Genomic DNA, 19,010 nt, shown 5'->3' on the forward strand with positions numbered 1-19,010 from the left:
GCAGAATGTAATGTTGCTAAAATTCAATTTAACGGTGTTTACAGTTAAAAAGTGTAGCTCCAATCTTACACTCTGCGACTTTTACATGGTTTTTTGCGTCATTCCAGGAATTATCCGCCTGAAGTGTAAAAGGGCGTTTACACTTCAGGCCTGACGAGATAGATTGGAAAGATTGCATTCATTACAAAAAGTATGGCCACACTGGAAAGATCATGAATTATCAGAACGACGATTTACGTATTAAAGAGATCAACGAGTTATTACCTCCTGTAGCGCTCCTTGAAAAATTCCCCGCCACTGAAACTGCCGCCCAAACGGTATCCAGCGCCCGCAAAGCGATCCACAACATACTGCGTGGCGATGACGATCGTCTGCTGGTGGTAATTGGTCCGTGTTCCATTAATGATCCTGCGGCGGCGAAAGAGTACGCTTCACGCCTGTTGGTATTGCGTGAAGAGCTTAGCCGTGAGCTGGAAGTAGTGATGCGCGTCTATTTTGAAAAACCGCGTACCACAGTAGGCTGGAAAGGACTGATCAATGATCCGTATATGGATAACAGCTTCCAGATCAACGACGGCCTGCGCATTGCCCGTAAGTTACTGCTGGAAATTAATGACAGCGGTCTGCCAGCAGCGGGGGAATTCCTCGATATGATCACCCCGCAATATCTGGCGGATCTGATGAGCTGGGGGGCGATCGGCGCCCGAACTACGGAATCACAGGTACACCGCGAGCTGGCTTCTGGTCTCTCCTGTCCGGTTGGATTCAAAAATGGTACCGACGGCACCATCAAAGTGGCGATCGATGCCATTAACGCTGCCAGCGCGCCGCACTGCTTCCTGTCCGTCACCAAATGGGGTCACTCTGCGATTGTGAATACTGCCGGTAATGGTGACTGCCACATTATTCTGCGCGGCGGCAAAGAGCCAAACTACAGCGCAAAACATGTGGCAGAAGTGAAAGTTGGTCTGACCAAAGCGGGCCTGGAACCGCAGGTGATGATCGATTTCAGCCATGCGAACTCCAGTAAACAATTCAAAAAGCAAATGGATGTTGGTAATGATGTCTGCCAGCAGATTGCCAACGGTGAAAAAGCGATTATCGGTGTGATGATTGAAAGCCACCTGGTGGAAGGCAATCAGAGCCTGGAGAGCGGCGAACCACTGCTCTATGGTAAGAGCATCACCGATGCGTGCATCGGCTGGGAAGATACTGACACGATCCTGCATCAGTTAGCGGCGGCAGTAAAAGCACGTCGCGCCTGATTTGCGCCGCAGAGGTGTTAGCTTTTATCACTAACCCGGTCGCTTATCTGTGTTAGCCGCCGGGGATTCGTTGTGCTGCCGCCTTTCTGCGCGGCGAAATATTTTGTGTCTCTGATAGTGTGTGGCGTGCAAAAAAAAGCGTGGAGCAATCCACGCTTTTTTAATGGGCGAAAACTTACTTCGCTTTACCCTGGTTTGCCACCGCAGCGGCTTTCGCAGCGATCTCTTCCGCATTGCCCAGGTAGTAGTGTTTCAGCGGTTTGAAGTTTTCATCGAATTCATAAACCAGCGGTACGCCGGTCGGGATGTTCAGTTCGAGGATTTCTTCTTCGCTCATATTGTCGAGATATTTCACCAGTGCGCGCAGGGAGTTACCGTGCGCAGCGATGATCACGCGCTCGCCGCTTTTCAGGCGTGGCAGAATGGTTTCATTCCAGTAAGGAATAACGCGATCGATGGTCAGCGCCAGGCTTTCGGTCTGCGGCAGCTCGGCTTCGGTCAGTTTGGCGTAGCGTGGATCGTGACCCGGGAAACGCTCGTCATCTTTGGTCAGCGCTGGCGGGGTAACGGCAAAGCCACGACGCCACTGTTTAACCTGCTCGTCACCATATTTCTCTGCGGTTTCGGCTTTGTTCAGACCCTGCAATGCACCGTAGTGACGCTCGTTCAGTTTCCAGCTTTTTTCTACCGGCAACCATGCTTGATCCAGTTCGTCCAGCACGTTCCACAGTGTGTGGATGGCACGTTTCAGCACGGAGGTGTAAGCAAAATCGAAGGAGTAGCCTTCCTCTTTCAGCAGCTTACCTGCTGCTTTCGCTTCACCAACGCCTTTCTCTGACAGATCGACATCGTACCAACCGGTGAAGCGGTTTTCGTTGTTCCACTGGCTTTCGCCATGACGAACCAGAACCAGCTTAGTAACAGCCATACTCTTACTCCTGTAAGCTTGATTGAATGATAACAATTCTCATTATATTGCCGGGGAGCGATCCCCGGCAACGATTACCCATAACCATAGCGAAAATAGCCGCGCAGTGTAAGGTGCTTGTGAACCAGGGGTTATGGTTTTGTCGATAAGTGGCGCTTATTTCAGCAAAATGAGCAAAAAAAACCCTCCGGAAGGAGGGCTGAGATTAAAGCGCAATAAAGTGATATTCCGTCAGGCTGATATATTCGCTGCCGGGGCGTAAAATACAGTTCGGCTGCGGATAGTCCGGGCGATTCGGGCTGTCGGGCAAAAATTCGCTCTCCAGCGCCAGGCCTTGCCATGCAGCGTAGGTTTTCCCTCCGCGCGCTGGCGTCCCGTCGAGATAATTGCCGGAATAGAACTGGAGCGCAGGGGCGCTGGTATAAACGGTCATTTGCAGTCGATTATCCGCCGACCACAGCTGTGCCGCAGGCTGGCTGGCATCGCCCTTTGCCTGCAACAAAAACGCATGATCGTAGCCTTTTACCACGCGCTGATCGTCGTCGCTGAGAAACTCTTCTGCCACGGTTTTTGGCGTACGGAAATCAAAACTGGTCAGCGCGACTTTTTTCAACCCACCGGTCGGCAGCCCCATCTCATCCACCGGCAGATATTCATCTGCCAGCAGTTGCAGGGAGTGGCTACGCACATCAGACTGGTGCCCATCCAGGTTGAAATACGCGTGGTTGGTCAGATTGACCGGGCAGGGTTTGTCGGTCGTGGCGCGATATTCAATTGCCAGACGGTTATCCTCGCCGAGGCGAAAATTCGCCGTGGCATTTACGTTGCCCGGAAAACCCTGATCGCCATCCGGTGAAGACAGCGAAAACAGCACTTCATTTTCATTCTGACGCTCAATTCGCCAGCGACGCTTGTCGAAACCTTCCGCGCCACCGTGCAATTGATTTTCGCCCTGGCTGGGTGTAAGCGCATACGTCTGGCCATCAAGCTGAAAACGGCTTTTGCTGATACGGTTGGCGTAGCGGCCCACCGAAGCGCCGAGAAATGCGGATTGTTGCAGATAGTATTCCGGTGAAGCGCAACCGAGCAGCGCTTCACGTACCGTGCCATCTTTCAGGGGCACGCGCGCTGAGAGCAGCGTCGCGCCCCAATCCATCACTGTCACCACCATTCCGGCGCTGTTGCGCAGCGTGATGAGACGAAAGGGCAGCCCATCCGGAGCCGCCGTCGCAGATTCGTTTAGCACTGTCCTGCTCCTTGTGAAGGTTTGCACACATAAAAGGTTTCTTTGATGCCGGTTTTGGCTTCGTACTGGTTTTCCACGGCCTGTTTCACCACAGGAACCAGTGCTTCCGGCACCAGCGCGACAACGCAGCCGCCGAAGCCGCCGCCGGTCATGCGTACGCCGCCTTTGTCACCGATAGTGGCTTTTACAATCTCGACCAGCGTATCGATTTGCGGCACCGTGATTTCAAAATCATCGCGCATCGACGCGTGGGATTCGGCCATTAGTACGCCCATGCGTTGCAGATCGCCTTTCTCCAGCGCGGACGCAGCTTCCACCGTGCGCGCGTTTTCTGTTAGCACATGGCGTACGCGTTTGCTGACCAACGGATCCAGCTCATGCGCTACCGCATTGAACTGGTCGATGCTGACATCACGCAGCGCTTTCTGCTGGAAGAAACGTGCGCCAGTTTCGCACTGCTCACGACGCGTGTTGTATTCACTGCCCACCAACGTGCGTTTGAAGTTACTGTTAATGATGACAATTGCCACACCTTCCGGCATCGACACTGCTTTGGTACCCAGAGAGCGGCAGTCGATCAGCAACGCGCTGCCTTTTTTGCCCAGCGCCGAGATCAACTGATCCATAATGCCGCAGTTACAGCCGACGAACTGGTTTTCCGCCTCCTGGCCGTTAAGGGCAATCTGCGCGCCATCCAGCGGCAGATGGTAAAGTTGCTGGAAGACGGTGCCAACCGCCACCTCCAGCGACGCTGAGGAGCTTAACCCCGCACCTTGAGGTACGTTGCCGCTGATCACCAGATCGGCACCGCCAAAGCTCGCGTTTCGTTTTTGCAGGTGTTTCACTACGCCACGCACATAGTTGGACCACTGCTGGCTGTCGTGAGTAACAATGGGGGCGTCGAGGGAAAATTCATCCGTCTGATTATCGTAATCAGCGGCAATCACCCGCACAATGTGATCGGTGCGCGGTGCGCAGCTAATCACCGTCTGGTAATCAATAGCGCAGGGCAGTACAAAACCGTCGTTATAGTCAGTATGTTCGCCAATCAGATTCACGCGGCCCGGAGCCTGAATGGTATGTGTCGCAGGGTAGCCAAATTTCTCAGCAAACAGGGATTGTGTTTTCTCTTTCAGACTCATTGTTATTCTCCGGATTCGCGAAAATGGACATCGCTTAGCGCACGCAGGCGTTCAGCGGCTTGTTCCGCCGTCAAATCGCGCTGAGTTTCCGCCAGCATTTCGTAACCCACCATAAATTTACGTACGGTAGCGGAACGAAGAAGTGGTGGGTAGAAATGCGCGTGCAATTGCCAGTGCTCATTATCTTCACCGTTAAACGGCGCGCCGTGCCAGCCCATTGAGTAAGGGAAAGAGCACTGGAACAGGTTGTCGTAACGGCTGGTCAGTTTTTTCAGTGCCAATGCCAGATCGCTGCGCTGCGCTGCGGTTAAATCAGTAATACGCTGGATATGTGCCTTCGGCAACAGCAACGTTTCGAAGGGCCAGGCCGCCCAGTAAGGCACTACGGCCAGCCAGTGATCCGTTTCCACTACCGTACGGCTGCCGTCATTTAGCTCGCGCTGCACATAATCAACCAGCATTGGCGAGTGATGTTCAGCAAAGTACGCTTTTTGCAGGCGGTCTTCGCGTTCCACTTCGTTGGGCAGGAAGCTGTTCGCCCACACCTGACCATGCGGATGTGGGTTGGAGCAGCCCATTGCCGCGCCTTTGTTCTCAAAAACCTGCACCCAAGGATACTGCTGGCCCAGCTCGGCGGTTTGCTGTTGCCAGGTTTTCACTACCTCTTCCAGCGCACTCAGGCTCAGTTCCGGCAGCGTTTTGCTGTGATCCGGCGAGAAGCAAATAACCCGGCTGGTTCCTCGCGCGCTCTGGCTGCGCATCAGCGGATCGCGGCTTTCGGGTGCCTGCGGCGTGTCGGTCATCAGCGCCGCAAAATCATTGGTGAACACGTAAGTACTCGTGTAATCGGGGTTTTTATCGCCCGTTACGCGAGTATTGCCCGGACACAGGAAGCAATCCGGATCGTGCGCAGGCAATGCTTGCTTCGCAGGCGTTTCCTGCGCCCCTTGCCAGGGACGCTTTGCGCGATGCGGAGAAACCAGGATCCACTGATCGGTCAGTGGGTTGTAGCGGCGATGTGGGTGATCTACCGGGTTAAATTGCGTCATTACTGCTCCTTCAGTCCGGATAACCCTGCGGATGGCGTGACTGCCAGCGCCAGGTATCTTCTGCCATTTCGTCAAGCGTGCGGGTCACGCGCCAGTTCAGCTCTTTATCGGCTTTGGTCGCATCGGCCCAGTAAGCCGGTAAATCGCCCTCGCGGCGCGGCGCGTAATGCCATGCCACTGGTTTGCCGCAGGCTTTGCTAAATGCATTAACCACATCCAGTACGCTGCTACCGACACCGGCGCCGAGGTTGTAAATATGTACGCCCGGTTTGCCAGCCAGTTGTTGCATAGCCGCAACGTGACCGTCAGCAAGGTCCATCACATGAATATAATCACGCACACCTGTGCCATCCGGCGTCGGATAATCGTTGCCGAAGATTGCCAGCGAATCACGGCGGCCAACGGCAACCTGCGCGATGTAAGGCATCAGGTTATTTGGGATACCTTGTGGATCTTCGCCCATATCTCCTGACGGATGTGCACCGACCGGGTTGAAGTAGCGCAATAGCGCGATGCTCCACTCCGGCTGTGCTTTTTGCAGGTCGGTGAGGATCTGTTCCACCATCAACTTGCTTTTGCCGTACGGACTTTGCGGCGTCCCGGTGGGGAAGCTTTCGACATAAGGGATTTTCGGTTGATCGCCGTAAACCGTGGCGGATGAGCTGAAAATCAGGTTTTTGACGTTGGCGGCACGCATGGAATTGATCAGGCGCAGCGTACCGTTGACATTGTTGTCGTAGTACTCCAGCGGCTTCGCCACGGATTCGCCAACGGCCTTCAGCCCGGCAAAGTGAATGACCGCTTCAATGGCATGATCGTGCAGGATTTCGGCCAGCAGCGCTTCATCACGAATATCGCCTTCAACGAACAGCGCGGATTTTCCGCCGAAGCGCTCGATTTCATTGAGCACGCTGCGCTTACTGTTACAGAGGTTATCCAGAATGATGACGTCATGGCCGTTTTGCAGCAGTTGCACACAGGTGTGGCTTCCTATGTAACCGCTACCACCAGTAACGAGAACTCGCATATTTCACTCCATAAAGCATTTGATATGAACAAACCTTAGCATAACAGAGAGGTGAAAACTGTGATATGGGATAAATTAGTGGAATCGTTTACACTCAATTTTCTGTCGTCCGGTTTGTCGTGTAACCGCCGGAAAAGCACTGCTTTAGCAGCACTTATCCGGCGAGTCTGAACAGTCTTAAAATGGCTGTATTGCGTTACAGCAACGCAGACGCTGCCGGCAAAGCCGGACAACGTCCCGAGAGGTTATAAGTCATTGATGGCAGTCAGGCAATCGGCGTGCAGGATAAAAGACTCTATTCCAGATGTTCGCCATGGCGATGCTGCTCAGGAAGCGTGCGTTTCGAAGTGGTAGTGGTAGCTGTCGCCTTCCGGCACAAAGGTCAGCCGGTGAGTAATACAGGCTGGTGCATCGTCAGCATGATGCGAAACAAACAGCAATTGGGTTTGCCCTTCACTGATTAACACATCAACAAAGCGGCGGATCAACTGACGGTTCAGCGGATCCAGGCCTTGCAGCGGCTCATCAAGGATCAGTAATGTCGGATGTTTCACCAGCGCACGGACAATCAGCGCCAGTCGCTGTTGTCCCCACGAAAGGCTCTGGAATGGCGCATCGGCGGTGCGGGCGTCGAACCCTAAAATATCCAGCCAGCGCTGGGCCAGTTTGTGCTGTTTGTCTGACACCGCCTGATAGATACCAATTGAGTCAAAATAGCCGGAGAGGATCACGTTGCGCACATTGGTGCTGACGCGGTAATCGAGATGCAGGCTGCTGCTGACGTAACCAATATGTTTTTTGATATCCCAGATAGTTTCACCGCTGCCCCGACGGCGGCCAAACAGCGTCAGATCGTTGCTGTAACCCTGCGGGTGATCGCCGGTGATCAGACTCAATAGCGTTGATTTTCCTGCGCCGTTCGGGCCGACGATCTGCCAGTGTTCGCCAGGGTTTACCGTCCAGGAAAGCTGATTGATGATTGGCCGGTCATTATAAGAAACGACGCCATCGTTCAGCACAATCAGCGGCTCGCCCGCGCGTAACGTTTCTCGGGCCGGGGGGGCATCGGGTTCCGGCAGGGCAATACCAGCAAGTTTTTCACTGTGCGCCAGTTGTGCAATCAGCGCCTGTTGCAGCAGGTCTGACTTTTCACCGGTTTCCGTCAGGGTGCAATCCACCAGTACGCCAGCATGCTGTACAAACGCTGGAATTTCATCGAATCGGTTAAGCACCAGCACTACGGTGTAACCTTCTGCATTCAGTCGCGCCAGCAGTTCCGCCAGTTGCTGGCGGGAGCTCACATCCAACCCGTCGAACGGTTCATCCAGAACCAGCAGTTCCGGCTCGGACATCAGCGCCTGGCACAGTAGTGTTTTGCGCGTTTCACCGGTCGAAAGGTATTTAAAGCGGCGTGTCAGTAGATGAGTGATGCCGAACTGCGCCGCCAGCTGTTCACAACGCTGTGGGTTTTTGACCTCATCCTGAATGATGTCGGCGGTGGTACGCCCGGTATCTTCTTCTCCAGGGCTGAGCATATCGGTGTTGTTGCGCTGCCACTCATCACTGATCAGTTTTTGTAACTGTTCAAAAGAGAGGCGCGTCAGGCGAGTAAACTGACACTGACGTTCACCGTTCAATAGCGTCAGTTCTCCCGAAAGCGCGCGTGCCAGCGCGGATTTCCCGCTGCCGTTAGCACCAACAAAAGCCCAGCTTTCACCCGCCCGCAGGATTAACTGTTCAAGGTGCAGCGTGCGTGTATCGCTAAGACGAAACGTGCCTTGCGAAATTTGCAATGATGACATGATACATCCCGTTTTTTGCAGCAATGAAGCTCAGGGATACGAGCAATGTACTCACTTGTCAATGCGATTAGCATAACGTGGCGAGAATGACGCGATCGGCATTAAAATATGCCGTCACTTCGTGCTGTTTCTGCAAATTATCCACCTCATACGTTGGCACCGTGGCGCAGAGCTGCTGTCCGTCGGGCAAGGTCATCAGCACTTCGCTTTGCTGTTCGCCACGCTCAATGTGGCTGATAAACCCCTTAAGCTGGTTGTCGGCAAGCGCTGCGCACTGTGCATCCTGCGTGATATTAACCCACGGTGCTTTCAGCAATACCAGTACCTCTTTTCCTGCATCAAGGCCAAGTCGTTCGCCACTTTGTGCGGTGATAGCGACTTTCAGGCGCGTTTCACCGTCGGCCAGCAGCACTTCAATATGCTGCTGCACCTGCTGGTGATCGCGGGCAGTGACGGTGCCAAACCATTGGTTGCGTGCGCTGGTTTGCAGGGAGAAGCGGGAAATGGCTGCCAGCAGGCTGTCCAGCGGCAGCGCGTCGTCGTCGCTCAGCACGTCAAATGCCTTCTGCTGGATCTGCGCCAGCAGATCGTAAAGCTGAATCAGACGATGTCCGTAACGGGTCACTACCGCGCCGCCACCGCCTTTACCGCCTGTAGCACGATCAACCAGCGTATGTTCGCTCAGTTGGTTCATTTCATTTATGGCATCCCAGGCGCTTTTATAACTGATGCCTGCGTTCTTCGCCCCCTGGCTAATCGACCCCGTTTGTTCAATCTGTTTCAGCAGAGAAATACGGCGCGGATCGGCAAAAAGGCGTTCCTGGAGTTTGAGGGTTAAGAGAATTTCAGCCTGCATTACGCAATGTCCTGACAAAAAGAGTATTGTGAAGGAAAAGCGGTATTACGCCTAGCCTGAGCCCTGATATTGATAGCAAAGTAGCTCACGCAATCGCACAAAAGGCGAGTGTTTTTCTGTGGAATCAGGCTAGAATATTTCCTTCACAATATCCGGAGTCGATCATGTTAGAGTTGTTGAAAAGTCTGGTTTTTGCCGTGATCATGGTTCCTGTGGTGATGGCTATCATCCTGGGGTTGATTTATGGCCTGGGTGAAGTGTTTAACGTCTTTTCCGCCGTTGGTCGTCGCGACCGTTCCAGCCAGCAGCGCTGATCCTTTCGAAAACGCCCACTTTAGTGGGCGTTTTACTGTTCAAGATTTTGTGACATCCTGCCGATATATTCACTGAAGTTACTCATTCTTTATGGGTATTACCTGTGGTCATTAAAACTCTGATAACATCGTTATGTTTCAATGTATATAACGATACTCATAGGAGCTACAAATGGCAGGTACATGGTTACGCCTTTTTGCTGGGGCGACTTTATCGCTTTCTGTTGCCGGGCATGCGCTGGCGGAAGAGGGCAAAATTACCGTTTTTGCAGCAGCGTCTCTGACCAATGCGCTGCAGGATATTGCGGCGGCGTATAAAAAAGAGAAAAACGTTGAGGTGGTCTCTTCATTCGCCTCCTCATCAACGTTGGCGCGTCAGATTGAAGCAGGCGCGCCAGCCGATCTGTTTATCTCTGCCGATCAGAAATGGATGGATTACGCGGTCGAGAAAAAATCCATTGATACGGCGACGCGTGAGACCCTGCTGGGCAACAGCCTGGTGGTTGTAGCACCAAAAAGTAGCGCTCAGGGCGATATTACCGTTAATGCTAAAACGAACTGGACCAGCTTGCTGAAAGGCGGTCGCCTTGCCGTTGGCGACCCGGACCACGTTCCGGCAGGGATTTATGCCAAAGAAGCGCTGCAAAAACTGGGGGCATGGGACACCTTGTCACCGAAGCTGGCTCCGGCAGAAGATGTACGTGGTGCGCTGGCTCTGGTAGAGCGAGGAGAAGCGCCACTGGGCATCGTTTACGGTTCTGACGCGGTTGTCAGTAAAGGTGTGAAAGTGGTGGGGACCTTCCCGGAAGATTCGCACCAAAAAGTGGAATACCCGCTGGCTATCATCGACGGGCATAAAAACGCAACGGTAACGGCGTTTTATGATTACCTGAAAGGCCCGCAGGCTTCTGAAATTTTCAAACGTTACGGATTTACAACGCACTAATGATATTGACGGATCCCGAATGGCAGGCGGTACTGCTGAGCCTAAAAGTCTCATCCCTCGCGGTATTATTCAGTTTGCCCTTTGGGATCTTCTTCGCCTGGCTGCTGGTGCGTTGTACATTTCCGGGGAAGGCTCTCCTTGATAGCGTACTGCATCTGCCACTGGTTTTACCGCCAGTGGTGGTCGGTTATCTGTTGCTGGTGGCGATGGGCAGACGCGGTTTTATCGGTCAGTGGCTATATGACTGGTTCGGTATCACCTTTGCGTTTAGCTGGCGCGGCGCGGTGTTAGCCGCCGCGGTGATGTCTTTTCCATTGATGGTGCGCGCAATCCGTCTGGCGCTGGAAGGTGTGGACAGAAAGCTTGAACAGGCGGCACGCACGCTTGGTGCCGGGCGCTGGCGTGTCTTTGTCACCATCACGCTGCCGCTGACGTTGCCGGGAATTATTGTCGGTACGGTGCTGGCTTTCGCCCGCTCCCTCGGTGAGTTTGGCGCGACTATCACCTTCGTCTCCAATATTCCGGGGGAAACGCGCACTATCCCGTCGGCGATGTACACCCTGATCCAGATGCCTGGCGGCGAAAGCGCGGCGGCGCGGCTATGTATTATCTCGATTGTGCTGGCGCTAATTTCCTTGCTGGTATCGGAATGGCTGGCGCGTATCAGCCGTGAACGGACAGGGAGATAACCTATGCTGGAGCTCAATTTCACCCAAACGCTGGGAACACATCAACTGCGTGTCGCCGAATCGCTGCCTGCCAGCGGGATTACGGCGATTTTTGGTGTTTCCGGCGCCGGGAAAACCTCGCTGATTAATGCGATCGGGGGCCTGACGCACCCGCAAGAGGGGCGTATTACCCTGAACAATCGTGTACTTCTCGATACCACACGCAAAATTTGCCTGCCGCCGGAAAAACGTCGTGTCGGTTATGTTTTTCAGGATGCGCGCTTGTTCCCGCACTACAAAGTGCTCGGTAACCTGCGTTATGGCATGGCGAAATCAATGGCCGGACAATTCGACAAGCTGGTGGCACTGCTGGGCATTGAGCCTTTGCTGGAGCGACTGCCGGGTACGCTCTCCGGCGGCGAAAAACAGCGCGTCGCCATTGGCCGCGCGTTGTTAACCGCGCCGGAACTGATGTTGCTGGATGAGCCGTTGGCTTCGCTGGATATTCCGCGTAAACGGGAGTTGTTACCCTATTTGCAGCGGCTGGCGCAGGAGATCAACATTCCGATGCTGTATGTCAGCCACTCGCTGGATGAGATCCTGCACCTGGCCGATAAAGTGATGGTGCTGGAAGCGGGTGAAGTGAAAGCCTTTGGTAGCCTGGAAGATGTCTGGGGCAGTCGCGTGATGAACCCCTGGCTGCCACCCGAGCAGCAAAGCAGCGTGTTTAAAGTGGCGGTGCTGGAACACCATCCGCACTACGCCATGACCGCACTGGCACTTGGCGATCAGCATATCTGGGTGAACAGAGTCGATCGCCCGCTGCGAAGCACGCTACGCATCCGTGTTCAGGCGACGGATGTTTCCCTGGTGCTGCAACCACCGGTGAATACCAGTATCCGTAATATTCTGCGCGCCAAAGTGACGCAATGTTTCGATGTCGATGGGCAGGTAGAAGTCCAACTGGAGGTCGGTAGCCGCACATTGTGGGCGCGCATCAGCCCCTGGGCAAGAGATGAACTGGGTGTTAAAGCGGGCCAGTGGCTGTATGCGCAAATCAAGAGCGTGTCGATTACGGCCTGATCACAGCAGCGCTTTGTAGATAAAGCTGGCAATGCTGTCGACGGTATTGTCGCCAATCACCACATCGGCGTGTGCTTTGACTGCATCGTCGGCATTCCCCATCGCCACGCCGACGCCTGCCGCTTCCAGCATGCTGATATCGTTATAGTTATCGCCAAATGCCACCACGTCTTGCATCGATAAACCTTGTGATGCCACCCATTCGGCCAGACGTTTGCCTTTACTGTTTCCGGCGCGGGCGATATCAACCTGATCGTGCCACGACCATTCACATTCCAGCCCCAGCGTCTGCTCAATATGGTGGACGAAATCCTTCAGTTTTTGCGTATCTTCATCGGTGAGCGCGAACTTCCAGATGGCTTCCACTTCCTGTGCCGCGCTGCTCAGCGAGGCGACTTGTTCAAACACCGGACGTTGCTCCGGCGGCAGTGATTGCGCCCAGTTGTTGGTACGTAGCACATGACCGGTCGGTTTCTCGTACAGCATGGCGTTATCGACATACATCAGACCATGAATGTCATGTTCGTTAAGCTGCGTAATGAGTTGTTGCGCTTGCGGTACCGGCAGTGGATCGGCAGAGAGTACTTTTTTTGCACGATAATCATACAAATAAGTGCCATTACAACAAATTGCAGGTGTATCCAGCGCCAGTGCCTGATAAAAAGGGTGGATGGCGACATGATGCCGACCGGTGACAATAATGAGTTGATGTCCTGCCGCTTTTGCGCGGGCCAACGCTTCGAGGGATGAGGGCAGAAGCGTTTTTTTCGGTGTCAGTAGGGTACCGTCTAAATCCAGAGCAATAACTCGCGAAGTCATAACATATTCCGTGGTCGATGTTGAAATTTCTGCGTCCGGGCATGGTACACCGCGTCGCCGGATGCGCAAAATCTGGCGTAGAAAATCAGCATCAAGCCAGAAAAAAGGCTATCCTGGTTACTTAACGCAAATAAGAATTAGAGGAAAGGAGTGTTCATGAAACAAACCGTCTATACCGCAAGTCCGGAAAGTCAGCAGATCCACGTCTGGCGTTTGAATTCTGAGGGCACCCTGACACTGGTTCAGGTCGTTGATGTGCCGGGTCAGGTTCAGCCAATGGTGGTCAGCCCGGACAAACGTTACCTCTACGTGGGCGTTCGCCCAGAATTTCGCGTTATCGCTTACCGTATCGCCCCTGACGACGGTGCGCTGACGTTTGCGGCAGAAGCGCCGTTGCCGGGCAGCCCGACGCACATTTCCACCGATCATAGTGGCCGTTTCCTGTTCAGTGCCTCTTACAATGCGGGTAGCGTCAGCGTGACACACCTGGAAGACGGTATTCCGACACAGAACGTCGATGTCGTGGAAGGGCTGGAAGGGTGCCACTCGGCGAACATCTCTCCGGACAACCGTACGCTGTGGGTTCCGGCGCTGAAGCAGGATCGTATCTGCCTGTTCACGCTGGCGGATAACGGCAATCTGACGGCGCAAAACCCGGCGGAAGTGACCACCGTGGAAGGCGCAGGCCCGCGTCATATGGCGTTCCATCCGAACGCGCGTTTCGGCTATTGCGTGAATGAGCTGAACAGTTCCGTTGATGTCTGGCAGTTGAGTGATGCGCACGGCAAAATCGAGTGCGTACAGACGCTGGATATCATGCCGCCAGATTTTGCCGATACCCGCTGGGCGGCAGATATTCACATCACACCGGATGGCCGTCATCTCTATACCTGTGATCGTACTGCCAGCCTGCTGACGATTTTCAGTGTCTCGGAAGATGGCAGCGTGCTGTCGCTGGAAGGTTTCCAGCCGACGGAAACACAGCCGCGCGGTTTCAACATCGATAAGAGCGGGAAGTATCTGATCGCGGCCGGGCAGAAATCGCACCATATCACGCTATATGAGATCTCCGGCGAGCAGGGGCTGCTGACTGAGAAAGCGCGTTATGCGGTAGGTCAGGGGCCAATGTGGGTGGTGGTTAACGCCTTCTGATACTGAACATCAGCCATAAAAAAACCTCGCCGCGGCGAGGTTTTTTAGTACCACTGAATTACTTCTTCGGCTCAGCGACAACCTTGCTGCCTACGCCGCGGTTGTTAAACTCCCACATACGGTTGAACTGCGGGTTGTTCAGCTCACGCAGTACATTGCCTTTATCATCCACCGTGCCAATATTGCCTGCATACGCACGGCCAGAAACAGCGGCATCTGCCCATGGTTTAGCGACGTTAAAGCCTTCATTAATCACGCTGTCGCGGATAACGACCTGACCGTTGGTGTTGCTATCAACGTCCAGGGAACGGCCGAGCTGCGCCACGCCGTTGCCGGTAAAGCGGCTGTTGACGGCGAGAAAGCCGTAGTACAGGTTAGAGAGCGTCGCCGGGGCGAAGACGTAGCCTTCTTTTTGCGTGCGGGAGTTCACTACGCGGAAATCGGTGTTATCAAACACTACCGCGCCGCGACCAGAGACGATATCCACATCCCCTTCGAGGTAGCTATTGGTCACCAGCGTACGGGGCTGGCGATCGTTACGCAGGGTATTGTCTACGCTGCTGTTAGTGACAAAGAAAGTATTCTGGCGACCCAGAATGTTGACATTGTTGATTTGCACTTTATCGCCGTCGCTGCGCAGAGCCACCGCCTGGTGATTTCCCGCATCAACACTGTCACCCAGCGTGTTCTCAATAGTCAGGTTCTGCAATTGCAGGCCATTGTTTTGTGACCAGAAAACCGCAGAACACATCACACCGACCGTTGCGGTGCGTTTGCTCTGGCAGTTATCGAACATGTACCACGCTGGTTTACCCGGCATATATTTGCCTGATGGATTGACCAGACGACGCCAGGTATTTGGATCGGTTTCAGAGTCAATCGCCAGACCGATTTTTACGTCCAGCGCTTTCTCGCCGGTACCGTAAATGGTCAGGCTGCCAGGGGCAGCAGGCACATACACCGTGCCTTGATACTCGCCCGGCATCACGGCGATATATTGACGATCGCTGGCATGCTTGTTGATCGCTGCGTCTACCGCAGCCTGAATGGTGGTGTACGTTACGCCTGGAGTACCTGCCGGGCCAACCACGAAGTCTGCTTTTTGCGGCAGACGGATCGAAGACGGTTTCCATACTGCGCCGTCCGGCGTCATTGAGGTAAAGTAGCGATCCGCCACGAAGTTTTTCGCTTCGCTCGCGCTGAGGACAGGACGTGACGTCGTGCCCGGTGCTTTCTGTTCAGAGGGACGTTCAGCCGGCGGGGTTGAGCTACAGGCGGTCAGTGTCACGCCAAAAGCGAGCGCCAGCGCCAGACGGGAAACCGATGATGTGTTCAAAGCGTGCTCCAGACTATGCAAAATTGAAAGGGTTACGTCAAAGCCTGCATTTTTATACTAAGTTGAGCGAAACGGGAAGCCAAAATCGAAAAAAGTCGGCGGTAAGTGAGCGAAAGTGGCCGCTATTTGGCGGATGGGGAAATTCCCGCCGCGCAAAGGCATCGGCGGGAAGGGGCATTAAGGATGCAGGGCGAGACCTTTGATCACTTTATCAATGGCTTTTTTCGGCCCGCGCAGGGCAATGCCGACCAGGTTCATCGCTTCCGGATCTTCTAACTGAAATACGGCGCGGTTAGCGTCATCATTGCCAGTAGAGAACATCGCTTCCACATATGGCACAACCGTCACTTCCCGCTCCAGCCCTTTGCGGTGGGTACGCTGCAAATCAGCCAGCGTACCGGCGAAAATCAACATCGGCTGCCCGGCAATGCGCTCATAGCGACGCCCGGCGGCATCCACGTAGGGTTCTCCTAGCACTTCCGGCGCGGCAGAAACCACACCAGTGGCGAGAAACGCCACCACATTCAACCGTTGCCAGCTTTCCAGATCGTCACGTACCACAAGAGCAACTTTGGTATCAAACATGCGTTTTTCTTCTCCGTCTAGCGTAAAAAGCCCATCTTCGAAGAAGCGCGTTCAGCGGGATAGAACGTTTGTGCACTGGCGCTGAAAGGCGGCGGGAGAGAGACGATACGCGCGCTGGAACCATCGGCCAAGGTGACTTTGATCGGCAAAACCCACCTGTGCCGCTACCTGCACGGGCTCCAGCCCGTGCGCCAGCAATGCTCTGGCGGTACGCAATCGCAGGCGTACCAAATACGCATGCGGTGTCTGGCCAAACGCTTTCTGAAATTGTCTGCTCAGGCGAAAACGGTCAATACCGCAGTGTGCCGAAAGCGCGTCCAGCCCAATATCGTCCGCCATGTGGTCATGCAGCATCTCTTTTACTCGCTGCATACGCAGCACGGTTTCGTCCGGCGGCAGGGCGGTTTTGCCATCAATATGACGGGTGAGTAGCTTCATGAGGTGATCCAGACTCTGATCGCGGGCGAGACGGCCTTCATGATGATGAATCGCAAAAAATGCCTGCTGAATGGCGTGGATCAGCATGTTGTCATCGGTCAGCGTGTTACGAAAGGCCGCTTCGATTTGCGATACGTCTCTGTGCCCGTGCTGTTGCAGCATGGTGGTTACCCACCGTTGCGGTAAGTAAAGCATCACATAGGTGAAGCCATTTTCGTCCGGCGCATGCCCGTCATGCACCGCGCCCGGCTCAATCAAAATCGCGCGGCCTGGGCGGCTGGTGTGCAACTCGCGGTGGCAGTTAAAACGCTGCACGCCTTGCTGGGTCACACCCACCAGCACTTCGTCATGATCGTGCGGATCGTAGGCATGCCCGGTGAAGTGGGCGCTGACGCTCTCAATACCCGTTTCCTGCTCGCGACGAAAATCCACCCAGTCGCCGGAAATACTACGTTGCGCGCACACTAATTAGCTGAACATCGCAGTAATGCTGGCGCTGGCCAGTTTATGAAAATGGACGTTAAAACCGACCATCGCACCGCTGGCATTTTCATCCACCTCCAGATGATCCACATCGAGTGCGTAAACGGTAAAGATGTAGCGATGGGTTTCGCCTTTCGGCGGCGCAGCACCACCGTAACCGGCTTTGCCGAAATCGGTGCGCGTCTGAATCGCCCCTTCCGGCAGTTCAGCAACGCCAGAACCAGCGCCCTGCGGCAGAATGCGCGTATCGGCAGGCAGGTTGGCGATAATCCAGTGCCACCAACCAGAGCCGGTCGGCGCATCCGGGTCATAGCAGGTGACGACAAAACTTTTGGTTCCGGCAGGGACATCGTCCCATGCCAGATGCGGGGAAAGATTGTCGCCATCGTAACCCATACCGTTAAACACATGGCGATGCGGCAGTTTTTCGCCGTCACGTAAATCATGACTGATAAGCTTCATTACGGGCTCCTTTGTTCGTTCAGGCCGAAGTGTAGCCTATGCGAACAGATCGCTTCGTGCAACGGCACGATTCACCGCGCGAGTTAGTCGTGACAACTGCTCTGGCGTAATGATGTACGGCGGCATCAGGTAGATGAGCTTGCCAAATGGCCGGATCCATACGCCTTGTTCAACGAAGAAACGCTGTAGCGCCGCCATATTGACCGGCGAGCGGGTTTCCACCACGCCAATCGCGCCGAGCACACGAACGTCCGCGACTGTGACAGCTTGCGCCGCAGGGGCCAGTTCCTCTTTGAGCTGGGATTCAATGGCCGCAACCTGCTTGCGCCATGCGCCGGTTTCGAGAAGCGTCAGGCTGGCAGCGGCTGCCGCGCAGGCCAATGGGTTGGCCATAAATGTCGGGCCATGCATAAAACAGCCCGCTTCGCCGTTACTGATGGTTTCGGCGATCTGGCGCGTGGTCAGTGTGGCGGAGAGTGTCATCGTGCCGCCGGTCAGCGCTTTGCCGAGGCACAGAATGTCCGGTGTGACATCCGCATGTTCGCAGGCAAACAGTTTACCGGTACGGCCAAAGCCAGTGGCAATTTCGTCAGCAATCAGCAAGATGCCTTCGCGATCGCACATTTTGCGTATACGTTTCAGCCACTCCGGGTGATACATGCGCATACCGCCAGCCCCCTGTACGATGGGTTCGAGGATCACTGCCGCGATCTCATGGCGATGCGCTGCCATCAGTCGGGCAAACGCCACCATATCAAGCTCGTCCCATTCACCATCGAAGCGGCTTTGCGGCGCAGGCGCGAACAGGTTCTCCGGCAGATAACCCTTCCACAAGCTGTGCATGGAGTTGTCCGGATCGCAGACCGACATTGCACCAAAGGTATCGCCGTGGTAGCCGTTGCGGAAGGTAAGAAAACGTTCTCGCGCCTCGCCTTTTGCATGCCAGTACTGCAACGCCATCTTCATCGCCACTTCCACCGCCACCGAGCCAGAATCGGCCAGGAACACACACTCCAGTGCCTCAGGTGTCATCGAGATCAGCTTGCGACAGAGATCGATCGCTGGTTGATGCGTTATGCCGCCGAACATCACATGAGAAACCGCATCAATCTGGGCTTTCATCGCCGCGTTCAGCACCGGATGACCATAGCCATGAATGGCCGCCCACCAGGAAGACATACCATCTACCAACTGCTCTCCGTTGCTGAGGTAAAGCTCGCAGCCCTGGGCAGATTGCACCGGATAAACCGGCAGGGGAGAGGTCATTGACGTATACGGGTGCCAGATATGGCGATGGTCAAAAGCGAAATCGTCTGCAGTCATAATCGACTTGTAAACCAAATTAAAAAGTTTTAGGTTTACAAGTTTACACCGAATCAAAAATTAACAACACCCTTTGGAGACGCCCA

Annotated in this window: 19 protein-coding genes; 6 read left to right on the plus strand and 13 right to left on the minus strand. The window is 54.4% G+C overall.

The annotated features are described in order from the left end of the window. Nucleotides 1–212: 212 nt before the first annotated feature. Complete coding sequence (gene aroG, locus BM427_RS02820) at nucleotides 213–1,265, plus strand: 3-deoxy-7-phosphoheptulonate synthase AroG (RefSeq protein ID WP_090119013.1); 1,053 nt, start codon at nucleotides 213–215, stop codon at nucleotides 1,263–1,265. A gap of 175 nt (nucleotides 1,266–1,440) precedes the next feature. Here aroG and gpmA read toward each other — a convergent pair whose 3' ends face one another. The 7 genes from gpmA to modE all read right to left on the minus strand — a co-directional run bounded on the left by gpmA (nucleotide 1,441) and on the right by modE (nucleotide 9,315). Continuing rightward, nucleotides 1,441–2,193 (minus strand): 2,3-diphosphoglycerate-dependent phosphoglycerate mutase, encoded by a 753-nt coding sequence (gpmA, locus tag BM427_RS02825; RefSeq protein WP_074775320.1) that lies wholly within the window; start codon nucleotides 2,191–2,193, stop codon nucleotides 1,441–1,443. Between the two features lie 205 nt (nucleotides 2,194–2,398). Then, the gene (gene galM / locus BM427_RS02830; protein ID WP_090119015.1) at nucleotides 2,399–3,439 is read right to left on the minus strand and encodes a galactose-1-epimerase; all 1,041 of its coding nucleotides are present in this window, start codon (nucleotides 3,437–3,439) and stop codon (nucleotides 2,399–2,401) included. Then, nucleotides 3,433–4,581, minus strand: a complete 1,149-nt coding sequence (gene galK / locus BM427_RS02835) for a galactokinase (protein ID WP_090119017.1) — start codon at nucleotides 4,579–4,581, stop codon at nucleotides 3,433–3,435. The genes galM and galK overlap by 7 nt, the downstream gene beginning before the upstream one ends. A gap of 2 nt (nucleotides 4,582–4,583) precedes the next feature. After that, nucleotides 4,584–5,630 (minus strand): galactose-1-phosphate uridylyltransferase, encoded by a 1,047-nt coding sequence (gene galT, locus BM427_RS02840; RefSeq protein ID WP_090119019.1) that lies wholly within the window; start codon nucleotides 5,628–5,630, stop codon nucleotides 4,584–4,586. Between the two features lie 10 nt (nucleotides 5,631–5,640). Continuing rightward, on the minus strand, nucleotides 5,641–6,657 hold the full coding sequence (gene galE / locus BM427_RS02845) for a UDP-glucose 4-epimerase GalE (RefSeq protein WP_090119021.1): 1,017 nt from the start codon (nucleotides 6,655–6,657) through the stop codon (nucleotides 5,641–5,643). 326 nt (nucleotides 6,658–6,983) lie between these two features. Then, on the minus strand, nucleotides 6,984–8,459 hold the full coding sequence (modF, locus tag BM427_RS02850; protein ID WP_090119023.1) for a molybdate ABC transporter ATP-binding protein ModF: 1,476 nt from the start codon (nucleotides 8,457–8,459) through the stop codon (nucleotides 6,984–6,986). 67 nt (nucleotides 8,460–8,526) lie between these two features. Further along, nucleotides 8,527–9,315: a molybdenum-dependent transcriptional regulator gene (gene modE, locus BM427_RS02855; RefSeq protein WP_090119026.1), complete on the minus strand. Its 789-nt coding sequence runs from the start codon at nucleotides 9,313–9,315 to the stop codon at nucleotides 8,527–8,529. A gap of 164 nt (nucleotides 9,316–9,479) precedes the next feature. Between modE and BM427_RS02860 the strand changes: the two genes are divergently transcribed. The 4 genes from BM427_RS02860 to modC all read left to right on the plus strand — a co-directional run bounded on the left by BM427_RS02860 (nucleotide 9,480) and on the right by modC (nucleotide 12,326). Beyond that, complete coding sequence (locus tag BM427_RS02860; RefSeq protein WP_035885954.1) at nucleotides 9,480–9,629, plus strand: AcrZ family multidrug efflux pump-associated protein; 150 nt, start codon at nucleotides 9,480–9,482, stop codon at nucleotides 9,627–9,629. A 172-nt stretch (nucleotides 9,630–9,801) separates the two neighbouring features. Continuing rightward, nucleotides 9,802–10,575: a molybdate ABC transporter substrate-binding protein gene (gene modA / locus BM427_RS02865; protein ID WP_090119028.1), complete on the plus strand. Its 774-nt coding sequence runs from the start codon at nucleotides 9,802–9,804 to the stop codon at nucleotides 10,573–10,575. Further along, nucleotides 10,575–11,264, plus strand: a complete 690-nt coding sequence (gene modB / locus BM427_RS02870; protein ID WP_090119030.1) for a molybdate ABC transporter permease subunit — start codon at nucleotides 10,575–10,577, stop codon at nucleotides 11,262–11,264. The genes modA and modB overlap by 1 nt, the downstream gene beginning before the upstream one ends. Before the next feature lie 3 nt (nucleotides 11,265–11,267). Then, on the plus strand, nucleotides 11,268–12,326 hold the full coding sequence (gene modC / locus BM427_RS02875; protein WP_090119032.1) for a molybdenum ABC transporter ATP-binding protein ModC: 1,059 nt from the start codon (nucleotides 11,268–11,270) through the stop codon (nucleotides 12,324–12,326). On the opposite strand, the gene BM427_RS02880 is transcribed toward modC, so the two are convergent. Then, complete coding sequence (locus BM427_RS02880; protein WP_090119034.1) at nucleotides 12,327–13,145, minus strand: pyridoxal phosphatase; 819 nt, start codon at nucleotides 13,143–13,145, stop codon at nucleotides 12,327–12,329. Between the two features lie 156 nt (nucleotides 13,146–13,301). Here BM427_RS02880 and pgl point away from each other — a divergent pair, with 156 nt between their 5' ends. Continuing rightward, entirely contained in the window at nucleotides 13,302–14,297 is a 996-nt protein-coding gene (pgl, locus tag BM427_RS02885) for a 6-phosphogluconolactonase (RefSeq protein WP_090119036.1), read from the plus strand. A 58-nt stretch (nucleotides 14,298–14,355) separates the two neighbouring features. Here the strand turns inward: pgl and BM427_RS02890 are convergent, their stop codons facing one another. From BM427_RS02890 to bioA, 5 genes are all read right to left on the minus strand, one after another. Beyond that, nucleotides 14,356–15,633 carry a putative acyl-CoA thioester hydrolase gene (locus BM427_RS02890; RefSeq protein WP_090119038.1) on the minus strand — a complete coding sequence of 426 codons (1,278 nt, stop codon included), beginning with the start codon at nucleotides 15,631–15,633 and terminating at the stop codon, nucleotides 14,356–14,358. A 177-nt stretch (nucleotides 15,634–15,810) separates the two neighbouring features. Further along, nucleotides 15,811–16,218 carry a DUF2000 family protein gene (locus tag BM427_RS02895; RefSeq protein WP_090119040.1) on the minus strand — a complete coding sequence of 136 codons (408 nt, stop codon included), beginning with the start codon at nucleotides 16,216–16,218 and terminating at the stop codon, nucleotides 15,811–15,813. Between the two features lie 51 nt (nucleotides 16,219–16,269). Continuing rightward, nucleotides 16,270–17,121, minus strand: coding sequence for an AraC family transcriptional regulator (locus BM427_RS02900; protein ID WP_090119042.1), 852 nt, complete (start codon nucleotides 17,119–17,121; stop codon nucleotides 16,270–16,272). Nucleotides 17,122–17,124: 3 nt separating this feature from the next. Then, nucleotides 17,125–17,601 carry a kinase inhibitor gene (locus tag BM427_RS02905; protein ID WP_090119044.1) on the minus strand — a complete coding sequence of 159 codons (477 nt, stop codon included), beginning with the start codon at nucleotides 17,599–17,601 and terminating at the stop codon, nucleotides 17,125–17,127. A 36-nt stretch (nucleotides 17,602–17,637) separates the two neighbouring features. Then, nucleotides 17,638–18,924 (minus strand): adenosylmethionine--8-amino-7-oxononanoate transaminase, encoded by a 1,287-nt coding sequence (gene bioA, locus BM427_RS02910; RefSeq protein WP_167518522.1) that lies wholly within the window; start codon nucleotides 18,922–18,924, stop codon nucleotides 17,638–17,640. Between the last annotated feature and the right edge of the window lie 86 nt (nucleotides 18,925–19,010).

Source organism: Kosakonia arachidis, assembly GCF_900116535.1.
GTDB classification, from domain to species: domain Bacteria; phylum Pseudomonadota; class Gammaproteobacteria; order Enterobacterales; family Enterobacteriaceae; genus Kosakonia; species Kosakonia arachidis.

Bases quoted from the DNA above. Each gene is read 5' to 3' on its own strand.
- aroG (WP_090119013.1), top strand. From the start codon at position 213: ATGAATTATCAGAACGACGATTTACGTATTAAAGAGATCAACGAGTTA.
- gpmA (WP_074775320.1), bottom strand. From the start codon at position 2,193: ATGGCTGTTACTAAGCTGGTTCTGGTTCGTCATGGCGAAAGCCAGTGG.
- galK (WP_090119017.1), bottom strand. From the start codon at position 4,581: ATGAGTCTGAAAGAGAAAACACAATCCCTGTTTGCTGAGAAATTTGGC.
- galT (WP_090119019.1), bottom strand. From the start codon at position 5,630: ATGACGCAATTTAACCCGGTAGATCACCCACATCGCCGCTACAACCCA.
- galE (WP_090119021.1), bottom strand. From the start codon at position 6,657: ATGCGAGTTCTCGTTACTGGTGGTAGCGGTTACATAGGAAGCCACACC.
- modF (WP_090119023.1), bottom strand. From the start codon at position 8,459: ATGTCATCATTGCAAATTTCGCAAGGCACGTTTCGTCTTAGCGATACA.
- modE (WP_090119026.1), bottom strand. From the start codon at position 9,315: ATGCAGGCTGAAATTCTCTTAACCCTCAAACTCCAGGAACGCCTTTTT.
- BM427_RS02860 (WP_035885954.1), top strand. From the start codon at position 9,480: ATGTTAGAGTTGTTGAAAAGTCTGGTTTTTGCCGTGATCATGGTTCCT.
- modA (WP_090119028.1), top strand. From the start codon at position 9,802: ATGGCAGGTACATGGTTACGCCTTTTTGCTGGGGCGACTTTATCGCTT.
- modB (WP_090119030.1), top strand. From the start codon at position 10,575: ATGATATTGACGGATCCCGAATGGCAGGCGGTACTGCTGAGCCTAAAA.
- modC (WP_090119032.1), top strand. From the start codon at position 11,268: ATGCTGGAGCTCAATTTCACCCAAACGCTGGGAACACATCAACTGCGT.
- BM427_RS02880 (WP_090119034.1), bottom strand. From the start codon at position 13,145: ATGACTTCGCGAGTTATTGCTCTGGATTTAGACGGTACCCTACTGACA.
- pgl (WP_090119036.1), top strand. From the start codon at position 13,302: ATGAAACAAACCGTCTATACCGCAAGTCCGGAAAGTCAGCAGATCCAC.
- BM427_RS02895 (WP_090119040.1), bottom strand. From the start codon at position 16,218: ATGTTTGATACCAAAGTTGCTCTTGTGGTACGTGACGATCTGGAAAGC.
- BM427_RS02905 (WP_090119044.1), bottom strand. From the start codon at position 17,601: ATGAAGCTTATCAGTCATGATTTACGTGACGGCGAAAAACTGCCGCAT.
- bioA (WP_167518522.1), bottom strand. From the start codon at position 18,924: ATGACTGCAGACGATTTCGCTTTTGACCATCGCCATATCTGGCACCCG.